This is a genomic window from Lysinibacillus sp. BPa_S21, assembly GCF_023337795.1.
In the GTDB taxonomy this organism is placed as follows: domain Bacteria; phylum Bacillota; class Bacilli; order Bacillales_A; family Planococcaceae; genus Lysinibacillus.
The window spans coordinates 21,793-43,613 of the sequence record NZ_JALIRS010000003.1 but is presented as its reverse complement, the minus strand read 5'-3'; the positions used below and the strand labels follow the sequence as shown (position 1 = coordinate 43,613).

At 37.7% G+C, this 21,821-nt stretch carries 18 protein-coding genes; all 18 read left to right on the top strand.

Annotated elements, in window-relative coordinates:
• The first annotated feature begins 101 nt into the window (after window positions 1-101).
• Window positions 102-830, top strand: coding sequence for a GntR family transcriptional regulator (locus MOK21_RS06120; protein ID WP_249073072.1), 729 nt, complete (start codon window positions 102-104; stop codon window positions 828-830).
• A 54-nt stretch (window positions 831-884) separates the two neighbouring features.
• Entirely contained in the window at window positions 885-1,976 is a 1,092-nt protein-coding gene (locus MOK21_RS06115) for a BMP family lipoprotein (protein ID WP_249073071.1), read from the top strand.
• Window positions 1,977-2,514: 538 nt separating this feature from the next.
• Window positions 2,515-4,062: an ABC transporter ATP-binding protein gene (locus tag MOK21_RS06110; RefSeq protein WP_249073070.1), complete on the top strand. Its 1,548-nt coding sequence runs from the start codon at window positions 2,515-2,517 to the stop codon at window positions 4,060-4,062.
• Complete coding sequence (locus MOK21_RS06105) at window positions 4,062-5,108, top strand: ABC transporter permease (RefSeq protein WP_249073069.1); 1,047 nt, start codon at window positions 4,062-4,064, stop codon at window positions 5,106-5,108. The genes MOK21_RS06110 and MOK21_RS06105 overlap by 1 nt, the downstream gene beginning before the upstream one ends.
• A gap of 1 nt (window position 5,109) precedes the next feature.
• On the top strand, window positions 5,110-6,069 hold the full coding sequence (locus MOK21_RS06100; protein ID WP_249073068.1) for an ABC transporter permease: 960 nt from the start codon (window positions 5,110-5,112) through the stop codon (window positions 6,067-6,069).
• Window positions 6,070-6,328: 259 nt separating this feature from the next.
• The gene (gene yfmF / locus MOK21_RS06095; RefSeq protein ID WP_249073067.1) at window positions 6,329-7,600 is read left to right on the top strand and encodes an EF-P 5-aminopentanol modification-associated protein YfmF; all 1,272 of its coding nucleotides are present in this window, start codon (window positions 6,329-6,331) and stop codon (window positions 7,598-7,600) included.
• On the top strand, window positions 7,597-8,898 hold the full coding sequence (gene yfmH, locus MOK21_RS06090; RefSeq protein WP_249073066.1) for an EF-P 5-aminopentanol modification-associated protein YfmH: 1,302 nt from the start codon (window positions 7,597-7,599) through the stop codon (window positions 8,896-8,898). Before yfmF ends, yfmH begins: the two co-directional genes overlap by 4 nt.
• Complete coding sequence (ymfI, locus tag MOK21_RS06085) at window positions 8,895-9,623, top strand: elongation factor P 5-aminopentanone reductase (protein ID WP_249073065.1); 729 nt, start codon at window positions 8,895-8,897, stop codon at window positions 9,621-9,623. The genes yfmH and ymfI overlap by 4 nt, the downstream gene beginning before the upstream one ends.
• A gap of 44 nt (window positions 9,624-9,667) precedes the next feature.
• Window positions 9,668-9,925 (top strand): DUF3243 domain-containing protein, encoded by a 258-nt coding sequence (locus MOK21_RS06080; protein WP_249073064.1) that lies wholly within the window; start codon window positions 9,668-9,670, stop codon window positions 9,923-9,925.
• Window positions 9,926-10,152: 227 nt separating this feature from the next.
• A complete protein-coding gene (locus tag MOK21_RS06075) occupies window positions 10,153-10,941 on the top strand; it encodes a DUF3388 domain-containing protein (protein ID WP_249073063.1) in 789 nt (262 codons plus the stop codon).
• 16 nt (window positions 10,942-10,957) lie between these two features.
• Window positions 10,958-11,878 (top strand): helix-turn-helix domain-containing protein, encoded by a 921-nt coding sequence (locus MOK21_RS06070; RefSeq protein WP_249073062.1) that lies wholly within the window; start codon window positions 10,958-10,960, stop codon window positions 11,876-11,878.
• A 50-nt stretch (window positions 11,879-11,928) separates the two neighbouring features.
• Window positions 11,929-12,507, top strand: a complete 579-nt coding sequence (gene pgsA, locus MOK21_RS06065; protein WP_249073061.1) for a CDP-diacylglycerol--glycerol-3-phosphate 3-phosphatidyltransferase — start codon at window positions 11,929-11,931, stop codon at window positions 12,505-12,507.
• Window positions 12,508-12,524: 17 nt separating this feature from the next.
• Complete coding sequence (locus MOK21_RS06060) at window positions 12,525-13,781, top strand: competence/damage-inducible protein A (RefSeq protein WP_249073060.1); 1,257 nt, start codon at window positions 12,525-12,527, stop codon at window positions 13,779-13,781.
• 387 nt (window positions 13,782-14,168) lie between these two features.
• Complete coding sequence (gene recA, locus MOK21_RS06055) at window positions 14,169-15,233, top strand: recombinase RecA (RefSeq protein ID WP_249073059.1); 1,065 nt, start codon at window positions 14,169-14,171, stop codon at window positions 15,231-15,233.
• Between the two features lie 561 nt (window positions 15,234-15,794).
• Window positions 15,795-17,354: a ribonuclease Y gene (rny, locus tag MOK21_RS06050; protein WP_249073058.1), complete on the top strand. Its 1,560-nt coding sequence runs from the start codon at window positions 15,795-15,797 to the stop codon at window positions 17,352-17,354.
• Between the two features lie 326 nt (window positions 17,355-17,680).
• Window positions 17,681-18,451 (top strand): tyrosine-protein phosphatase, encoded by a 771-nt coding sequence (locus MOK21_RS06045; RefSeq protein ID WP_249073057.1) that lies wholly within the window; start codon window positions 17,681-17,683, stop codon window positions 18,449-18,451.
• Window positions 18,452-18,636: 185 nt separating this feature from the next.
• Window positions 18,637-20,343, top strand: a complete 1,707-nt coding sequence (locus tag MOK21_RS06040; protein ID WP_249073056.1) for a phospho-sugar mutase — start codon at window positions 18,637-18,639, stop codon at window positions 20,341-20,343.
• Between the two features lie 178 nt (window positions 20,344-20,521).
• The gene (locus MOK21_RS06035) at window positions 20,522-21,505 is read left to right on the top strand and encodes an ATP-grasp domain-containing protein (RefSeq protein WP_249073055.1); all 984 of its coding nucleotides are present in this window, start codon (window positions 20,522-20,524) and stop codon (window positions 21,503-21,505) included.
• Window positions 21,506-21,821 lie beyond the last annotated feature (316 nt).

The following is a 21,821-nucleotide window of genomic DNA, read 5'->3' as shown; positions in this document are numbered from 1 at the left end:
AGGTGCAATTGATTTCAATCTATAAAAATGTTATATTTATGAACGATTAGTAGGAATGTTGTACATCAGATGTCTGATCTCTGATTTTGGTGGTGATATATGTGACTATTAAAGCTGATCATCGTCATCTCTATCTCCAAGTAATTGATCGTTTAAAATCTGACATAGAAACAGGCGTTTTTAAAGAAAATGAAAAACTGCCTTCAGAGTTTGAATTATCGAAATCACTAGGAGTCAGTCGAGCAACACTTAGAGAAGCGCTACGACTGTTGGAAGAGGAAAATGTTATTGTGCGTCGACATGGGGTGGGGACTTTCGTAAACCCTAAGCCGTTGTTTACATCAGGTATCGAGCATTTATCAAGCATTTCTTCTATGATCGAGGCAGCAGGTATGGAACCCGGTTCTCGCTTTTTAAAGGCGACGGAAAGCATACCTTCTGAGGAAGATTTAAAACGCTTCCAAAGTGATGACGAAGATAAAATACTCACAATTGAACGTGTCAGAACAGCGGATGGCGAGCCGGTAGTATACTGCATAGACAGATTACCAGCAAGCTTCCTGCCAACTGACTTCGTAGAAAAAAAAGAAGTTTCACTTTTCTCTGCACTTGAACAATCCGGTAAAATTCATGTTGCCTATGCTGTTACATATATTGATCCAATAGGGTATCATGAGCAAGCTTCACCGATTTTAAATTGCGGACGTGAAACAGCTCTTTTAGTATTAAAGCAGTTACATTACGATGATCATGATCAAGTAGTGCTGTATTCAAAAAATTATTTCCGAGCTGATAAATTCAGCTTCCATGTAGTTCGTAAACGGGTGTAGAACATTTCTAAAACTTTTTCCTGCTAATTACAATACCTTTGGGGGGTTCATCAAATGAAAAAACGTAAATTTGGCTTAGTATTATCATCAGTTTTAGCTGCAAGTGCAATCCTAGGTGCATGTGGTACGAAAGACGAAGACAAACCTGCAAAAGAAAAAGAAAATGAAAACGCTTCATCAGGCGAAAGCAACAAAGAAGGTGCGTTCTCAGTAGCGATGGTCACTGACGTAGGTGGCGTTGATGATAAGTCATTCAACCAATCAGCTTGGGAAGGTGTTCAAGCTTACGGTAAAGAACATAACCTGGAAAAAAGTAAGGGCTTCGACTACTTACAATCAAAATCAGATGCAGACTATGATGCAAATTTAAACGCATTAGTACGTCGTGACTTTAACTTAATCTTCGGTATTGGTTACATGATGGAAGACGCTATGGCTGCAATAGCTGAAGAAAATCCAGATAACAAATTCGCAATCATTGATGCTACTGTTGAAGCGGACAACGTAGTTTCTGTACTGTTCAAAGAGCAAGAAGGTGCTTTCTTAGCAGGTGTAGCTGCTGCGAAAATGTCTAAAACAGGTACAATCGGTTTCGTAGGTGGCGTAGATATCCCAGTTATCAACCGCTTCGAGGCTGGATTCGTTGAAGGTGCAAAAGCTGTGAATCCAAAAATCGAAATTAAATCAAAATACACAGGTGCATTCGATAAGGCTGACCTTGGTAAAATTACAGCAAACAGCATGTACTCTGCAGGTGCAGATGTAATCTTCCACGCTGCTGGTGCAACTGGTAACGGTGTATTCTCTGAGGCAAAAGAGCGTAAGAAAAAAGACCCTAATGCAAATGTATGGGTAATTGGTGTAGATGCTGACCAATACGAAGAAGGTAAAATAGATGATAAAACAAATGTAACTTTAACTTCTATGTTAAAAGGTGTTAACACTGCAGTTGTAGATATTTCAAATAAAGCGAAAAACGGCGAATTCCCAGGTGGCAAAAAGCTTGTTTACGGTTTAGCTGAAGATGGCGTGAAACTTGCAGATTCTCGTGGTGCAATCCCAGAAGATGTACAAAAAGTCATTGACGAATATAAAGAAAAAATTGCTAATGGTGAAATTAAAGTTCCAGAAAAAGTGAAAAAATAATTCACCTTTTGATCATCATAAGGGACTTGAAGAAGGCCCTTATGATGATTTTTCAATCTATCGTTATATTTTGACTATTCGTAATACTCTCGTTGTTTACCATAGGGGTAGTAATTTTTCTATGAGTTTATCGTAAGAATAGTAACAAGTTAATAGAAGAAAGGTTTCTAACGATGACCTTTCCTGTATTAATTTATCTTCATTCAGAAGAATATCTACCTCTATTAGTGGAACTAGATATACTGATTTTTTGTTAATAGGGTACATAATGTCCACTGAACGAAGAGGGAACCTTTGGCTGAAGTCACGGCTAATTAATGTGTAAAATGTTGAACTAACAGTGACTATGGCTAGTATTATTAAGTTTTTTAAACAAATGTTTAGCCGTGCGACAGCGCAGTGAAACGAAGCGACAGCAACAAAATGTTTTACTGTGCGAAAGCGTAGCGAAACGCAAAGCAACAGCTACAATGTGGCGATAGCCGCAATTACGCCAAGGCGAAAATTGATAAAAGTGCCTATTAAGGGAGTGACAAATTTGGAATACGTGATAGAGATGCTAGGAATCCGAAAAGAATTCGGTAATTTCGTGGCGAATAATAACATCACCCTCCAACTGAAAAAAGGCGAAATCCATGCATTATTAGGCGAAAATGGTGCTGGTAAATCGACTTTAATGAACGTCCTTTTTGGTTTGTATCAACCAGAGGGCGGCGAAATTCGAGTTCGTGGGAAGGCTGTTAAAATTACAAACCCGAATGTGGCCAACGATTTAGGGATTGGGATGGTCCATCAACACTTTATGTTGGTTGAAAATTTTACAGTGACAGAGAACATTATTTTAGGTTCTGAGCCTACAAAAATGGGCATTGTTAACATCAAAGATGCGGCTAAGAAAGTACAAGCCCTTTCTGAACAATATGGTTTAGACGTTGATCCGTATGCCAAAATCGAGGATATTACTGTAGGGATGCAACAGCGTGTTGAAATTTTAAAAACACTATACCGTGGTGCAGAAATTTTAATCTTTGATGAACCTACTGCATCTTTAACACCGCAAGAAATTACAGAGCTTATTCAAATAATGCGCCGCTTAATTGCAGAGGGCAAATCCATTATTTTAATTACCCATAAACTTAAAGAAATTATGGAAGTCTCTGACCGCGTGACAATTATCCGAAAAGGTGAAGGGATTGGAACAGTTACAACTGCTGAAACAAATCCTAACCAATTAGCTGAAATGATGGTTGGTCGCCAAGTCGAATTTAAAACAGAAAAAACAGAAGCAAACCCAACGGATGAAGTACTTACAATCGAAAACTTGGTTGTTACAGACTACCGAAATATCGATAAAGTAAAAGGCCTAAACTTAAAAGTTCGCAAAGGTGAAATTGTTGGTATTGCAGGTATAGATGGTAATGGACAATCCGAATTAATTGAGGCTATTACTGGTCTACGTAAAATTAAAAATGGTCACGTGAAATTAAATGGTAAAGAAATTACAAATATGAAGCCTCGTAAAATTACGGAGGAAGGCGTTGGGCATATCCCACAAGATCGCCATAAGCACGGTTTAGTATTAGATTTCCCAATTGGCCATAATATCGTTCTGCAAACATATTATCAGTCTCCAATTGCTAAAGGCTTTGTTATGAACTACAAGAAGGTTTCCGAAAAAGCCCGTCACATTATCGAAGAATATGATGTTCGTACTGGTAATGGTGAAATGACGCCAGCACGTGCCCTTTCAGGTGGTAACCAGCAAAAAGCGATTATCGGTCGTGAAATTGACCGTAATCCGGACTTATTGATCGCTGCTTTACCAACTCGTGGTCTGGACGTAGGTGCTATTGAATTTATTCACTCTCGCCTGATTGAGCAACGTGATAAAGGAAAAGCAGTACTGTTAATTTCTTTTGAATTAGATGAGGTCATGAATGTCTCGGACCGTATCGCTGTTATTTATGAAGGTCAAATTGTGGATGAGTTAAATCCAAAAGAAACGACAGAACAAGAGCTTGGTCTATTAATGGCAGGACAAAATAGTAAAAATAATACGAATGGTGCGAAGGAGGGGAACGACTAATGTCAAATCGTGTCATTAATATTCTCGTTCCTATCATCTCTATCATTATCGGTTTAATTGTTGGTGCTATCGTGATGGTAGTTAGCGGCTATGACCCAGTACAAGGTTATAGTGCACTTTGGACAGGTATTTTTGGAGATTCATATTCTATAGGGAACACAATCCGTCAAATAACACCGTATATATTGGCGGGTCTTGCAGTAGCATTTGCCTTCCGTACAGGGTTATTTAATATTGGTGTTGAAGGTCAGTTAATTTTAGGTTGGCTAGCAGCAGCTTGGGTTGGCTATGCGTTTGATCTACCTAAAATCATTCACTTACCGTTAGCATTACTTGCGGCAGCAGCTGCAGGTGCATTTTGGGCCTTTATTGCAGGTTTCTTAAAAGCGAAATTTAAAGTTCACGAAGTTATAGCGACAATTATGTTAAACTACACTGCGCTTTATATTGCGAATGCAGTGATTAAAAAATTGTCTGACGGTAGCTTTAAAACAGAACGTGTTCATGCGTCAGCGTCTTTACGTTCTCCGTTTTTAAGAGAGCTTACAGACAATTCAAGTCTTCACTATGGCATCATTGTTGCACTGTTGATGGTAGTAGTTATGTGGTTCATTCTAGAAAAAACAACACGTGGGTATGAGCTAAAAGCGGTAGGCTTTAATAAGCACGCTGCAGACTATGCTGGTATGAGCGTGAACAAAAATATTATTTTAGCTATGACGATTTCAGGTATGTTCGCTGGTCTTGGTGGTGCTATGGAGGCACTAGGTACTTTCGGAAACGCCTCTATTAAACCAGGCTTTACTGGTATTGGTTTCGATGGGATCGCTGTTGCCTTACTTGGTGCAAACACGCCACTAGGGGTTGTATTTGGCGCTTCATTATTTGGCTCACTGAAATACGGAGCACTCAATATGCCGAATGCTGCAGGTATTCCAGAGGAAATCGTGTCTATTATTATCGCATTAATTATTTTCTTCGTAGCATCAGGCTATATTATTCGAGTAGCATTACAAAAGTTGAGCAAGAAAAAGGAGGGACAATAACATGGGCTTTTTAGAAATGTTATATTTCATCATCCCTTCAGCGATTCTTTATGCAACACCTTTAATTTTTACGGCAATCGGTGGTGTATTCTCTGAACGTTCTGGTGTTGTAAACATCGGACTAGAAGGTTTAATGATTGTCGGCGCATTCGTTGGTATTTATGTTAACTTAGAATATGCTTCAACATTTGGTGCAGCAACAATTTGGGTGGCAATGCTGGCAGCTATCATTATTGGGGGAATCTTCTCACTTCTCCATGCAGTTGCGTCTATTTCCTTCCGCGCCGATCAAACAGTATCGGGGGTTGCTATCAACTTATTAGGTTTAGCGGTATCCGTATTCTTGGTGAAAATGATTTATGATAAAGGTCAAACAGATATGATTACCCGATCAATAGACCGTTTTGGTATCCCGTATTTACAGGATATCCCGTTCTTTGGTCCATTATTATTCCGTGATGTCTATAGTACGTCAATTTTAGCTTTTGCAGTTGCTATTGGGGCATGGTTTATCATTTATAAAACACCATTTGGGTTACGTTTACGCGCTGTCGGTGAACATCCAATGGCTGCAGATACGATGGGCGTAAATGTTAATAGAATGCGCTATATTGCTGTTGTTATCTCTGGTGCATTAGGTGGTCTTGGTGGTGCAGTATACGCGCAATCAATTACACTTAATTTCTCACATGCAACAATTGCCGGCCAAGGTTTTATGGCTATTGCTGCAATGATTTTTGGGAAATGGCATCCAATCGGTGCATTAGGTGCAGCTTTATTCTTTGGTGTAGCTCAAACGTTAAGTGTTGCAGGAAGTGGAATGCCTTACATTCAAGACATCCCTGCTGTATATCTACAAATTTTACCGTACGTATTGACAATCCTTGCACTAGCAGGATTTATCGGTAAAGCAAATGCACCAAAAGCTAGTGGGCAGCCTTATATTAAGGGAAAACGCTAATAACAAACAGACAATGTTGATACGAAAGACTGAGCGAAAATGCTCAGTCTTTTTCCTTGTACATATCTCAAGTGTTTGGGAAAATAATGGTTGGAGACGGATCTTTATTGACAAGTATGAACAGGATAATTCAATCAACGAAATTAATTTCCATACTTTTCATATACATACTTTGGATTCTTTTTGCAATTATAGACAATAGACATGTATAGTATGTGTAGTACTTTGTTATATTAAGAAAGATAAGGAGGGTTCTAATATGTTTAAAACAATACCTTTTGCAAAAGGTGTCAATTTGCATATCCGACAAACGACCCAATTTAAAACCGTGAATTTTTCAATTAAATGGAGAAGAGCATTAACGGCCACAAATGCGTCTGAACGCACAGTGTTAACAAATGTATTGCAACATAGCAATGCTACCTATCAGACAACAGCTGCATTCCGCAGTTTTTTGGATGATTTGTATGGCACAGTGTTATATTTTGACACATCTAAACGTGGTAATGAACATACAGTACTGATGAATGTAGAAACTGTTAATGATCATTTTTTGGCAAATACAAGTGTTTTAAACGAGGTACTTGATTTATTGCACACAGCAATATTTGAACCGAATTTAGAAAACGGTGTATTTAAAGAATCGATTGTGGAACGTGAAAAGAAAACGGTTATTCAGCGTATTGAGTCCATTTTTGACGATAAATCACGTTTTGCGCAGCAACGTATTCAACAAATTTTACGTCCGAATGAACCAGCCTCTATTTCTGCTAACGGAACTGTCGAGGACATTCAAAAAATTACCCCTACGACATTGTTTGCAGCATATCAATCCATGCTTGCTGACGATAAAATAGATATTTATGTCGCAGGTGATATCAATGAAGACGAAATCGTAGCAAAACTACAAAAAGCGCTACCATTTAAAGATCGTACACCTGAGGAAATCCCTGCTGTTCTTCCGCAACAGCATCCACAAAATGATTATGTACGCGAGCAGCAGGATATGAAGCAAGGAAAGCTGCATATTGGCTTTAGTACACCTGTACGATTTGGCGATGCTGATTTCGCCAAGATGCAAATCTTTAACGGCGTGTTCGGTGGGTATCCTCATGCAAAATTATTTATGAATGTTCGTGAAAAGGAAAGTTTAGCCTACTATGCGTCAAGCTCATATGCATCACATTATGGCTTAGTCTTTGTTGTATCTGGGATAGAACCTAAAAATGAAGAAAAAGCACTATCATTAATTAAAGAACAACTTGCTGTTATGCAAGCAGGTGATATTACAGATTTGGAAATTGAGCAAACAAAGGCAATGCTAACGAATCAGCTAAAAGAAGCATTAGACTCTGCCCGTGGACAAATAGAAATTTTTGACCAATATAAAGATTTACCCGAAGAGTTCTCTGTTGAAGCTTGGGCAAATAAATGGAAAGCTGTGACAAAGGAAAATATTGTTGAAATGGCGAAGCAAGTACAGCTAGAGGCGGTCTATTTCTTATGTGGAAAGGAGCAAGCCGCGCAATGAAAACTATTGAATTCAAACAATTAGATGAAACATTGTATTACGAAAAATTAGAGAATGGCTTAGATGTCTATATTTTACCGAAAAAAGGTTTTTCTAAAACATTTGTAACGTTCACCACTAAGTATGGTTCTGTTGATCGTACATTTGTACCGCTTGGTGATACGGAAAGCATAACAGTGCCAGATGGTATTGCCCACTTTTTAGAACATAAAATGTTTGAAAAAGAAGATGGAGATGTCTTCCAAAAATTTAGTGAATTCGGCGCTTCAGCCAATGCCTTTACATCATTTACACGTACTGCATATTTATTTTCTTCGACGGACAATATTTATAACAGCACAGAAACATTATTAAATTTCGTTCAAGAGCCTTACTTTACAGAAGCTACAGTTAATAAGGAGAAGGGCATTATTGGTCAGGAAATTACGATGTACGACGATCAACCAGATTGGCGCCTATACTTTGGCACAATCGAAAATATGTATCATAATCACCCAGTAAAAATTGATATCGCTGGTACGATAGAATCGATTGATGGCATTACTGCGGACCATTTATATACGTGCTACAACACATTTTATCATCCGTCCAATATGTTATTGTTTGTCATTGGCGCAGTAGATCCTAATGAAATGATGACGTTTATTCGTGACAATCAAGGCAAAAAAGAATTCCCTGAACCAACGCCGATTCAACGCTTCTTCGAAAAAGAGCCGACAGATGTTGCTATCAAAGAACGTGAGTTGCATATGGATGTACAAAAGCCTAAGGTCTATATCGGCTTAAAAGCAAAAGAAACAAATCTTTCTGGTCGTGACATGTTAAAACATGAGCTATCTGTTCAAATTGCACTTGAACTTATTTTTGGACGTACATCTAAATTTTATGAGCATGTTTATGATGATGGCTTAATCGATGAAACGTATGCATTTGATTTCACGTTAGAAAATGGCTTTGGTTTTGCTATGATTGGCTCAGATTCTACAGATCCGGCTGCATTAGAGAAAGCTATTAAGGATGAATTAGCAAAGCATGATGGAAATGCACAATTTGAAAATGCTGATTTAGAACGAGTAAAACGTAAAAAAATTGGTTTCTTCCTACGTGCACTGAACTCTATTGAATTTATTGCCAACCAATTTACACGTTATTCGTTTAATGATATGAATTTGTTCGATGTTGTGCCTGTACTAGAAGAACTAACGATTGAAGATTTGAAAAAAGCATTTTCTTCTATTCAAGGTGAATCTCAACAAACAGTCTTTAAAATTTTACCTACAGAGAAGGGCGTACAGTGAAAAAGTTTGCCCTCGTGTTAGGTGCATCGGGTGAGATTGGTCGTGCTATTTGTCAAAGTCTGGCAGAAGACGGTTGGTCCATCTACATACACTATTCAAATAATGAAAAAGCAGCACAGACTTTATACTGCTCCCTTTCAGAAAGCTTCCCTGCACAGGAGTTTTTACTTGTACAGGGAGACTTTTCAAAATCGTCTGGGGCACAATTGCTAGCATCGCAAATTTTTAATGTACAAGCAATTGTCTTTGCCAATGGTCAAGCACATTATGCGCTGCTTGAAGATACTACGGTGGAGGATATGGATGCTTTATGGCGTGTCCATGTGCAAAATCCAATGCGTCTGACGGCATTACTGTCATCAAAGCTTCGCGCTCATGATGTTAGCTATGTGCTGTTTATCGGTTCGATTTGGGGTGAAGCTGGATCGGCTGGCGAAGCACTTTACGCCACTGTGAAGGGCGCCCAGCATGCTTTTGTAAAGTCCTATGCGAAAGAAGCAGCGCTGTCACGTATTCGTGTTAATGCCATTGCACCTGGCTTTATTAATACCTCGATGAACAGTCATCTGAGTGAAGAGGAGCTTGACTATATTTTAGAGGACATTCCGCTAGGTATCATTGGACAAACAACGGATGTTGCCGAAATGGTAAGTTTTTATCTTTCTGGAAAAGCAGATTATGTAACAGGACAAATTATTCGATTAAACGGTGGCTGGTACATATAAAATTCTTTTTTGCACATACTACATGTGTAAAGGAGGAGAAACATATGACTATTTTAGAAAACTGGCAAAAGTGGACATCATTTTTAGGTCAAAATGTTATGCGAGCAGAATCAAGCGGTATGCCAACGAAAATGATCCAAGAAGCTGCTGTACAAATTGGAGAATATTTGGCGACAAATGTCGATCCTAAAAATGAACAAGAGCGAGTTTTGTCGGATTTATGGAGCGTTGCCTCTGAAGAAGAAAAACATTCATTGGCGAATTGTGTCGTTAAACTTGTGCAAAATAAGCATGTACAGTAAAAAAAGAGGAGAACCTTTCTCCTCTTTTTTTCTGTATAAAAAATAATTTCCACGTTGAAAAGGGAACGTATGTAAGCCTATTTTGTACGTTCGAAAAAAAAATAGTAAGTTTTTAAAAATAACGCCATAATTCCATGTATTCTAACTTTCCATTACATAAAAAATCAGCTATGATGGAACTTATAAAGGATTTTTTACGTTAACTAATAGGAAGGGAACGAGTGTGTTTGAGCGATTGGTACTTTGAATATGAAATTCAGGTGAATCGCCCTGGATTATTAGGAGATATTGCTTCACTTTTAGGGATGCTTCGTGTCAATATTATTTCAATTAATGGTGTCGATGAGGATCGACGTGGTATGTTAGTGCATACAGACAACGATGAGACAATTGAGCGTTTTCGTACAATTGTTTCGACAATGGAACATATTAACGTGACCAAATTTCGACAACCTAAACTTCGTGATCGATTAGCCATTAGGCACGGTCGTTATATTCCTCGAGATGCAGATGAAAAAAATACCTTCCGCTTCGTACGAGATGAACTTGGTATTTTAGTTGATTTTATGGCTGAGCTATTTAAAAAAGAAGGGCATAAGCTCATTGGGATACGTGGAATGCCTCGTGTTGGAAAAACTGAATCGATTGTGGCGGCTAGTGTATGTGCCAATAAAAAATGGATTTTTTTATCATCTACAATGATTAAGCAGACTGTTCGCAATAAACTCGCTGGCGATGAATTCAGTGACAATAATATTTTTATATTAGATGGCATTGTGACACGTCGTTCATCAGATGAGCGACATTTGCAACTAGTACGTGAAATGATGAGTATGCCTTCCATTAAGGTCGTCGAGCATCCAGACATGTTTGTTCAGCATTCAGAATATAGGATAGAGGATTTTGATTATATCATTGAATTGCGTCATCACCCAGATGAAGAAATTACGTATGAAATAATAGAAAAAAACCATGTGATGTCAGAATCCAATTCATTTGGTGGATTTAATTTTTAATTTGATATTAAAGTAGGTGTTATTAGTGGCAGAATTAGGGACTCGACTGAAAGAAGCGAGACTGTCTAAAGGCTACAGCTTAGACGATTTACAAGAAATAACAAAGATTCAAAAGCGTTATTTAATAGGTATTGAAGAAGGTAACTATTCAATAATGCCTGGTTCATTTTATGTACGAGCTTTTATTAAACAATATGCCGACGCTGTTGGTTTGGACGCAGAGGAAATTTTAGAAACTTATAAAAATGAGCTACCAGGTACTCCAAACAATCAAGTAAGTCAATCGATGACGAATAGTCCAAGTAGAAGAAAAGTTTCAAAGGGCCCTTCAACTAGAATGATGGAGGCAATGCCGAAAATAATCGTTGGTTTATTTATCATTGTCATTATTGTGGTCATTTGGGTGCTTATGCAGAATAGAAATAGTGCAGGGCCAAATGATACAGACGGTACAAATCCATCAGAAATGCAATATGATACAAATATTAAACCAATAGATACAGAAAAAGAGAAAGAAAAAGAGCAAAAGAAAGCTCAAACAAATGACAAACAAAACTCAACAGATTCCAAAGATTCAGAAAAACCTGATGAAAAGCAAACTGATGAGGCTAAGCAATCCATTTCAGCTGGAGCTATTGAAGCGGATGGTGCTACAACTTCTTATACGTTAACAGGTACCGATACATTTAAAATACGTATTGAGGTTTCCGGTCCTACATTCATCGGTATTCGAAACCAGCAGCAACAAGAAGTACTACCAGATACTCGTGTATATAATGCAGGAGAAGTAGTAGAATTCGATGCAACCTCTCAAAATTACGCCCGTATCCGTTTAGGTGATTCATCGCAAGCTAAAGTATACATTAATGACGAGCCTTTAACGTATGCACAGCAAATTGTAACGCAAAACATCGTCATCAATTTCAATAAAGAGTAGTAGTCATCTAGTGATGACTACTTTCTTTCATCATGAAAGGTGTTAGAAAAATGAACATTCCAAATAAAATTACCATCTCTCGAATCTTACTTATTCCGTTCTTTGTCATTGTTATGATGTTTGATTTTGGCTGGGGAACAATGTCGCTATTCGGTGCGACGATGCCAGTTCATCATTTTGTAGGTGCACTTATTTTTATTATTGCCTCAACGACTGATTGGGTGGATGGTTTTTATGCACGTAAGTATAATCTTGTCACAACATTTGGTAAATTTTTAGATCCACTTGCTGACAAATTACTAGTTTCTGCAGCGTTTATTTTAATGGTACAGCTTGAAATGGCGCCTGCCTGGGTCATCATAATTATTATTAGCCGTGAGTTTGCAGTAACTGGCCTTCGTTTGATATTGGCAGGTGAAGGAGAAGTAGTTGCAGCCAACCAGCTTGGTAAAATTAAAACGTGGGCTCAAATTGTGGCGATCGGAGCCGCACTTTTACACAATACAATCTTTATACTTATTGGTATTCCATTTGATGCAATTATGCTTTATATTGCCTTGTTCTTTACACTATGGTCTGGATGGGATTATTTCTATCTAAATCGCCGTGTCTTACTTGAGTCTAAATAAGAGAGGTCTTGAGGAACATGAATGCTGAAATTCTTGCTGTTGGCTCAGAGTTATTGCTTGGTCAGATTTCGAACACAAATGCAAGATTTATTTCTAGTCAATTGTCCGAATTAGGGATAAACGTGTATTATCATACGGTTGTAGGAGATAATGCACAACGTTTAGAAGAGGCTATTTCCATTGCAGAGTCTCGTGCTGATTTAATCATTTTCTCTGGAGGGCTTGGTCCTACAAAGGATGATTTAACGAAGGAAACAATTGCGCGTCATCTTGACGTTACTCTCGATTTTGATGCTACCGCACTGTCTACTATTGAGCAGTTTTTTGCAAAACGAGGGCGTCCAATGACGGATAATAATCGTAAACAGGCTTTAATACTAGCAGGTAGTGAGGTGCTTGCAAACCATCACGGTATGGCACCTGGCATGATCGTAACAAAGGATGAGCGTACGTATATTTTGCTTCCAGGGCCACCAAAAGAGCTTGAGCCAATGTTCCAGTTTGAAGCAAAGCCAAAGCTTAGTGCGATGTTAAACGCTGGAGGGGTTATACAATCACATGTTATGCGTTTTTATGGTATTGGAGAGGCAGAGCTTGAAGTACGTGTTCAAAATATTTTAGATTCGCAAACTAACCCAACAGTTGCGCCACTTGCTTCTGACGGTGAGGTTACATTGCGTGTAACTGCCAAAGCAGAAACTGAGCAAGAAGCGCAGCAGCTTATAGCTGCAAAGGTAGCAGAGATCCAAGCGCTTGTAGGAGATTATCAATACGGTATGGATGATGATTCACTTGCCTCTAAAACAGTAGAAATGTTACTAGATAATAAGTTAACAATTTCTGCGGCTGAAAGTTTAACAGCGGGATTATTTCAGTCAGAACTTGCCGAAATACCTGGTGTAGGGGATGCCCTTGTGGGTGGCGTTGTGACGTATACAGAAGAGGCTAAGATAAAGCAGCTTGGTATTTCTAAAGAATTACTAACGACACATGGGATTGTCAGCAGTGAATGTGCAGCAGCTATGGCTAGTGCTGTACGTGAAAAGTTTGATACGAATATTGGTGTCGGATTAACAGGTGCTGCAGGTCCTACAGCCCATGATCATCAGCCAGTGGGGACGGTTTGGATTGGTATTGCCATTGGCGATGAGAAACCGATAACATATTTACTTCATTTATCGGGCATGCGTAATACCAATCGACTGCGCGCAGCTAAATTTACTTGTCATTATTTAATGCAGCTTTTGGCAGAAAGAGGCTTTAAAAAAAGTTAATCAATTCTGCCCTGGTATTGGTTCATCATCAAAAGATATGGATGACTTTTGTTAAAAGTCTACTTTTAAATAAGTTGATTGGAGTGGAGATTGGGCGACTCCTTGGGGATTAGCGTCACAGATGAGACCCTGGAGCGAGCAGCGCGAGTGAAGCGGCTCATCGGACGCCCCCAGGAAAGCGCCTAATCGGAACGGAAATCAACCACACGTTTTGTTGATGATCCATAATATAGTTAAAAATAGAAATTTGGGTAATGGAAAGTTACCCAAATTTTTATTTTTGAAGGAAAACGAATAAACGTTCGCTTTTTTCTTGCGTCTTCTCTTAAAAACAAGTATAGTAGAGATAGAGAAAAACAGTGAACAGTTTTCGAAGGAGGAAAATGAATGAGTGATCGTAAAGCTGCCTTAGAACAGGCGTTAAAACAAATTGAAAAGAATTTTGGTAAAGGTTCTATCATGAAACTTGGCGAAAAGACTGACTTAGAAATCGCTACATCTTCAAGTGGTTCGCTAGCACTTGATGCTGCATTAGGTGTTGGTGGTTACCCACGTGGACGTATTATTGAAGTATACGGCCCTGAATCATCAGGTAAAACAACTGTTGCTCTTCATGCCATTGCAGAGGTTCAGGCAAATGGTGGACAAGCAGCGTTTATCGATGCTGAGCATGCGTTAGATCCAATCTATGCACAAAAATTGGGCGTTAATATTGATGAGCTTCTATTATCTCAACCAGATACAGGGGAACAAGCGCTTGAAATTGCAGAAGCATTAGTACGTAGTGGTGCTATCGATATCATCGTTATCGACTCAGTAGCAGCATTAGTTCCGAAAGCGGAAATCGAGGGGGATATGGGTGATTCGCATGTTGGTTTACAAGCGCGTTTAATGTCGCAGGCGTTACGTAAACTTTCAGGTGCGATCAACAAATCAAAAACGATTGCTATTTTCATTAACCAAGTACGTGAGAAAATCGGTGTTATGTTCGGGAACCCAGAAACAACACCTGGTGGACGTGCGCTTAAATTCTACAGCTCCGTTCGTTTAGAAGTACGTCGTGCAGAAGCTATTAAACAAGGCAATGACATTATGGGTAACCGTACAAAAATTAAAATTGTGAAAAATAAAGTAGCACCACCATTCCGTACAGCTGAGGTGGATATTATGTACGGTGAAGGAATTTCAAAAGAGGGCGAAACAGTCGATTTAGGTGTTGAATTAGACATCGTTCAAAAAAGCGGTTCTTGGTATGCTTACGGTGATGAGCGCCTAGGTCAAGGTCGTGAAAATGCGAAACAGTATTTAAAAGAAAATCCAGCGGTACTGGATGACATCGCAAATAAAATCCGTGCTTCTTACGGCATTGCATCTTCATCATACACAATTGCTGCTCATGATGATGAGGAAGAAATGGATGATGAATTAAAGCTTCTTCTTGAGGATGAATAATATAAATGCATTGTTCCCACTCTTTATAGTGGGAGCAATGCATTTTTTTTATTTACACATACGGAAGAATGTGGTTTTATAATATTTGTTAGGATATCCATATATTTGGCTTAACCCCAAAAGCTATGGAAGACATTCAAGAAGGCATTTAAGCTCAAAAGTAATTCCTAAGTACTGTTTCTGCGCATTAAAGATAAAAGTTAAAATAAGCATTAGTGTAAAAAGTATTAGGTAATTAATTCTCTTAATGGATATGACTGACTTTTTTTCTTGAAAGGGCGAACAGATGCCCGACTATCCTTGACAGAGATTGAGGCTAGCTATACAATTAAATATGTATAATTTCTGAATTATGACTTTAAATAGGCAGTACATTCTGACTTCATTTTAGAGGGCGTTGAAGACCTATTAAAACGAAGATGAAGACTCTGGCAGATGTCAAGGATTTTGAAAGAAATGAATAATAAGATTTTACATTAGATCTTCGCATCATACCAAGTCGAAATTGATGTATGCGCCGACTGAAACTGTAATACCCAAATAGCAAGAGGAGGTGTTCATATGGATGGAATTACTATCATCTCCGCTTTGCTTGGACTCATCGTTGGTGCCGCTGTTAGCTATATCTACATGAAAAAAGTGAATGACTCAAAAATCACTGGTGCTAAACATGTCGCTGAAACAATCGTTGAAGAAGGAAAACGAGAAGCGGAGGCATTGAAGAAAGAAGCACTACTTGAAGCCAAAGATGAAACTCACAAATTTCGTACTGAAGCAGAAAATGACATTCGTGAACGTCGTTCAGAACTTCAGAAACAAGAGAACCGTTTATTGCAAAGAGAAGAGAATCTTGATCGCAAAGATGATGCTCTAAATAAGAGAGAAGCAAGCTTTGAGCGTAAAGAACAAGCTCTAAGCGAAAAACAACAGCATATTGAACAGATGGAAAGCAAAGTGGACGAGCTCGTTGCCTCGCAAAAAACGGAGTTAGAACGAATTTCCGCTTTAACTAGAGATGAAGCGAAAGCTATTATCTTAGGAGAAGTAGAAAAAGAGCTAGCAACTGATATTGCTGTGATGACGAAGGAAGCTGAGACACGTGCGAAAGAAGAATCAGATAAAAAAGCACGTGAAATTTTATCATTGGCATTGCAACGTTTTGCAGCGGATCACGTTGCAGAAACAACAGTATCTGTCGTGAACTTGCCTAATGATGAAATGAAAGGTCGTATTATTGGTCGTGAAGGTCGTAACATCCGAACTTTGGAAACGCTAACAGGTATAGATTTAATTATTGATGATACTCCAGAGGCGGTTATTTTATCAGGCTTTGATCCAATTCGTCGTGAAACGGCTCGACTTGCACTTGAAAAACTTGTACAGGATGGCCGAATCCACCCTGCTCGAATTGAGGAAATGGTGGAAAAATCTCGCCGTGAGGTGGATGAACAAATCCGCGAAACTGGTGAGCAAACAACATTTGAAATAGGCATTCATAACTTACATCCAGATTTAATGAAGATATTAGGCCGCATGAAATACCGTACAAGTTATGGACAAAACGTCCTAAAACATTCAATTGAGGTTGCATATTTAGCAGGCTTGCTCGCTGCTGAACTCGGTGAAGATGTAGCATTAGCTCGCCGTGCAGGCTTATTACATGATATTGGTAAGGCAATTGACCATGAAGTTGAAGGTAGCCATGTCGAAATCGGTGTGGAATTAGCAACAAAATACAAAGAACATCCGGTCGTTATTAACAGTATTGCTTCTCACCATGGTGATACAGAAGCAACATCTGTTATTGCCGTATTAGTTGCTGCAGCTGATGCGTTATCAGCAGCTCGTCCAGGTGCTCGAAGTGAGACGCTTGAAAACTATATCCGTAGACTTGAAAAGTTAGAGGAAATTTCCGAAAGCTATGATGGTGTAGAAAAATCCTTTGCGATTCAGGCTGGTCGTGAAATCCGTATAATTGTACAACCTGAAAAAATTGATGACTTAGCTTCACATCGCTTAGCGAGAGATATCCGTAAGCGTATCGAAGAAGAACTCGATTATCCAGGTCATATTAAAGTAACGGTTATTCGTGAAACACGTGCCGTGGAATATGCGAAATAAAATCATTAAAGATTTTATTTCAAAAGAAGAATAGAATTTTCGAGTCGATATAATAGGTGGATATTTGCACCAGATAATCACAGGAAACCTTGTCGCGGATTGCGGGCTCGAAATGTTTTTCTTATTTAATGAGGATACTGAAAACTTTAGCAATTAAAATTAAACACGAAAAAATAGGTAACTTCTTGTTCGGTTTCGAACAAAGAGTTGCCTTTTTATTTGCTCTTTAGTTATCCAATAACCACTTCCTTAATAGTACTCATAATATTTATAGACTGAGCATAATAAAAGTATTGGACCTTTTCTAATTAGAGAGGAGGATGTTAATGGTTGATATGCATAGTCATATCTTATGGAATGTAGATGATGGACCAAAAACGATGGCAGATACTATGCGATTGTTTGAACAAGCAGTTAAAGAAGGAATTAAAGAAATAATAGCCACTCCCCATTGCTATCACCCACTATATCATGCAAATTATAACGCAGTGAAAAATCAAATTCACTTATTACAATCTGAACTCACAAAAAAAAGTATTCCTCTAACCCTTTTTACCGGACATGAAGTACGATTATCAGAAAAAATCATTCCACTCTATAAAACAAATCAAATCCACACATTAGCATGCTCAAATTATATGCTTTTAGAATTACCATCCTATACTGTACCTGCTTATACAATAAGTATTATTCGTGCATTACTGTCTGAAGGAATTACCCCAATAATTGCGCATCCAGAACGAAATAAAGCCATTGTTGAAAGGCCTGTTAATTTAGAACGATTAATTTGTGAAGGAGCAAAAGCACAAATAACTGCTGGCAGCTTAGCTGGTTATTTTGGTCGTACAATACAAAAGCGCTCCCTTGAACTAGTAAGGGCTAATTTAGTTCATACGTATGGATCGGATGTTCACAATCAATCATCTCGACCATTTTTTTTTGATGCTGGGCTTTGTTATTTAGAAAAGAAAAAAGAGTTAGATTCCATCGATATATTACTCGAAAACAATGCAAGAATAATTGAAAACCAGCCTTTTATTATACAAGAACCTTGTAAAATCGAAGTGAGGAAATGGTGGAAGATTTTTAAGCATTAACAGAAGAAGTGAACTTATATTAAGAGATATGTAAGTAAAAAATACGGAAAGCTTTAATGTCATTATTGATATCGTGGATGGTATATAAAGTATTATGTAGCCCGATACAACTTGGGCCTAGGAATATAAACGTCTCTACAGATTTACATGCCATTGGAATTATTAAATGAACAGAAGGTGTCATATTGAGGAAAGTAGAAGATCATTACAGGCAATGGATAAAGGAAACTGTTCCTTCCCATTTAAAAAAAGAATTACTAGCCATTGTAAATGATGCAACACAAATTGAAGATCGATTTTATCAATACCTACAATTTGGTACAGCAGGTATGCGTGGTGTGTTAGGTGCAGGTACAAATCGGATGAATATCTACACAATTCGCAGAGCTGCATACGGGCTAGCGCAGTATATCACAGAAAATGGGGAAGTAGCCAAACGGCGTGGTGTTGTTATTGCTTATGATACACGGCATTTCTCAAAGGATTTTGCTATTGAAACAGCTCAAGTGCTGGGGGCATTAGGGGTGAAAGTATTCGTATTTCGCGATGCGCGCCCAACACCTGAATTATCTTTTGCAGTAAGGTATTTAAACGCTTTTGCAGGAGTTGTCATTACTGCTAGTCACAATCCAAAACAATATAATGGTTTTAAAGTTTATGGGGAGGACGGGGCACAACTGACGCCATCTGCCATTCAAACTATCGTTGAAAAATTCGATGATATCCAAAATATTTTTGACATTCCAACAACACCATGGCACATATTAGAACAGCATCGAACTGTAGAATGGGTGTTACTTAATATTGACCAAGCCTATCAAGAAAAATTACTCGCTTTAAAACAACGTACAAATATCGACTTCTCTATACCAATTGTTTACTCACCTTTACATGGTGCAGGGCTAATACCGGTACAACAAGGTTTACAAGCATTTGGTTTTACAAATGTCCATATTGTAGAACAGCAAGCCGTGCAAGATGGAGATTTTCCAACGGTTTCTTATCCAAACCCAGAGGAAGCAGCAGCCTTTATGTATGCAATACAAAAAGGTAACGAGACAGATGCACAAATACTATTAGCAACCGACCCAGATGCCGATCGATTAGGTGTGGCAGTGATAACAAAGCAAGGTTATCAATTATTAACAGGAAATCAGCTAGGTGCACTAATCTTACAGTATTTGCTTGAGGCGAAAAAAGAAAAAAATGCGCTACCTGAAAACGGCGTATTACTTAAAACAATTGTTACCTCTGAACTTGGTGCAGTAATTGCTCAACAATACGGAGTTGAAACTGTGAACACATTGACAGGTTTTAAATATATTGCAGAAAAGATTGCTGAGTATGATAAATCGGAGGAAAAAATATTCCTATTCGGCTATGAAGAAAGTTATGGCTACTTGGTTCAAAGCTTTGTACGTGATAAAGATGCTGTTCAAGTTGCGTTGGTAGTAGCAGAGATGGCAGCCTATTATGCAACAAAACAACAAACGTTACTAAATGTTTTGGACAGTTTATTTAATAAATATGGCTATTATCAAGAAGCATTACAGTCACAAATATTTGAAGGCATTTCTGGTCAAAAGGAAATGCAAGCTTTACTACAAAACTTTAGGGAAAATAGAATATTTGACATTGCAGGTCAAAAAGTAATGGTAATAGAAGATTACTTAACGCAACAAGCCATTCATCAAGGTGGCTTGATTTCTTCAATTAGATTACCTAAAGAAAATGTCTTAAAGTTTATATTAGAAGATCAATCATGGATAGCGATTCGCCCTTCCGGAACAGAGCCAAAATGTAAGTTTTACTTTGGTACAGTAGCTAGAACGAAGGAACAAGCACAACAAAAGTTAAAACAATTACAGATAAGCTTTATAACAAACAAGTAATTAACGATGAAGAAAGTCAAAAAAGCAATCATCCCAGCAACGGGTATTAGTTTTTGGCTTGATTCAAAAATATTTTTTTTACTATAAATCTGTACTTTTAACAAAAGAATATATAGATCCAAAGATAATAAAATGCCTTTTTTATAGGCCAAGATGAACTTAAAAGGAGAAATGGCGGATGAATATTCTTATTAGCTGTCCAGGAAGAAGAGTAGAAATGTTAGAAGTATTTAATCGTGAATTTGCGAAATTTAACATGGGGATAATAGCTACAGGAAATTCAAATATACTACCAGCCTTATATTCAGTGGAAAATTCATATATAGTACCATCACTAGAAGATGATAATTATGTTGAAGAACTTTTGGAAATTTGTAAAGAGAATGATGTTAAAGCAATTCTAACCATGTTAGATAAAGATATAATGGTTCTTTCTAAAAATATTGATAAATTTAAAGAAATTGGGGTTATCCCAATCTTACCTAATCTAAGTGCTGCAGAGATTTGCGATAACAAGTATTTAACGTATGAATTTTTGACAACAAATGGGATTCGTTGTGCAAAGTCATACAATGATTTAGAAACGTTTGAAGATGATTATAGTAAAAATAAAATATCATTCCCTGTAATAGTCAAACCAAATAGTGCTGATGGTAGTAGAGGAGTTATTAAATGTACTAATATGAAAGAACTAGAAAAGAGTTTTCATAATGGACATAAAAATATAATACAGGAGTTTTTAAATGGTACTGAGTATGATATAGATGCATATATTGATATTTATTCACAAAAAATGGTATCGATATTTGCAAAGGAAAAACTCTCAATGACTATAGGTGGCGCTGATAAAGTCATTTCTTATAAGGATCAGAAGTTATTTGACTTTATTGAAGATTTATCTAATAAACTCAATATTACTGGTCCTATTGATGTAGATGTGTTCAAGGTTAATGGAGAATATTATATAGGGGAAATTAATCCTAGGTTTGGTGCGAACTATATATGTGCTTACGGGTGCGGTGTAAACTTCCTTGAATTATTAGTAAACAATATAAATGGTAAAACGAATGTGAAGAAAATAGGCAACTACAGTGATGGTATTTTAATGATGAAATATGAAAGGATTATGTTTAAAGCACCAAACGAAATAATAGGTGTTTAGAATTAACAGAGAGGGAGCAGATGTTTTTGTGTAAACTTATCCATGCTTATGTCCTTTATTTTGGATTTGGATGATTTACTACCACCCAACCATTATAAAGGATTTTTTTATGTCTAGATAATATTGCAGAAAATTCGTTTCCAGAAACGCGTTGAATTATTTTAATGCGACGCTGGTGGAATAAAGTATAAACTAACTTCGTATATTAGGATAAAAATCAAATATACCTTCCTGTTTTGGTTTTAGTAACAATTAATCGCTATAAAGCGGAATTGATTAAATTTATTGATTGAGAAAAAAACAGTTAGTTCTACAA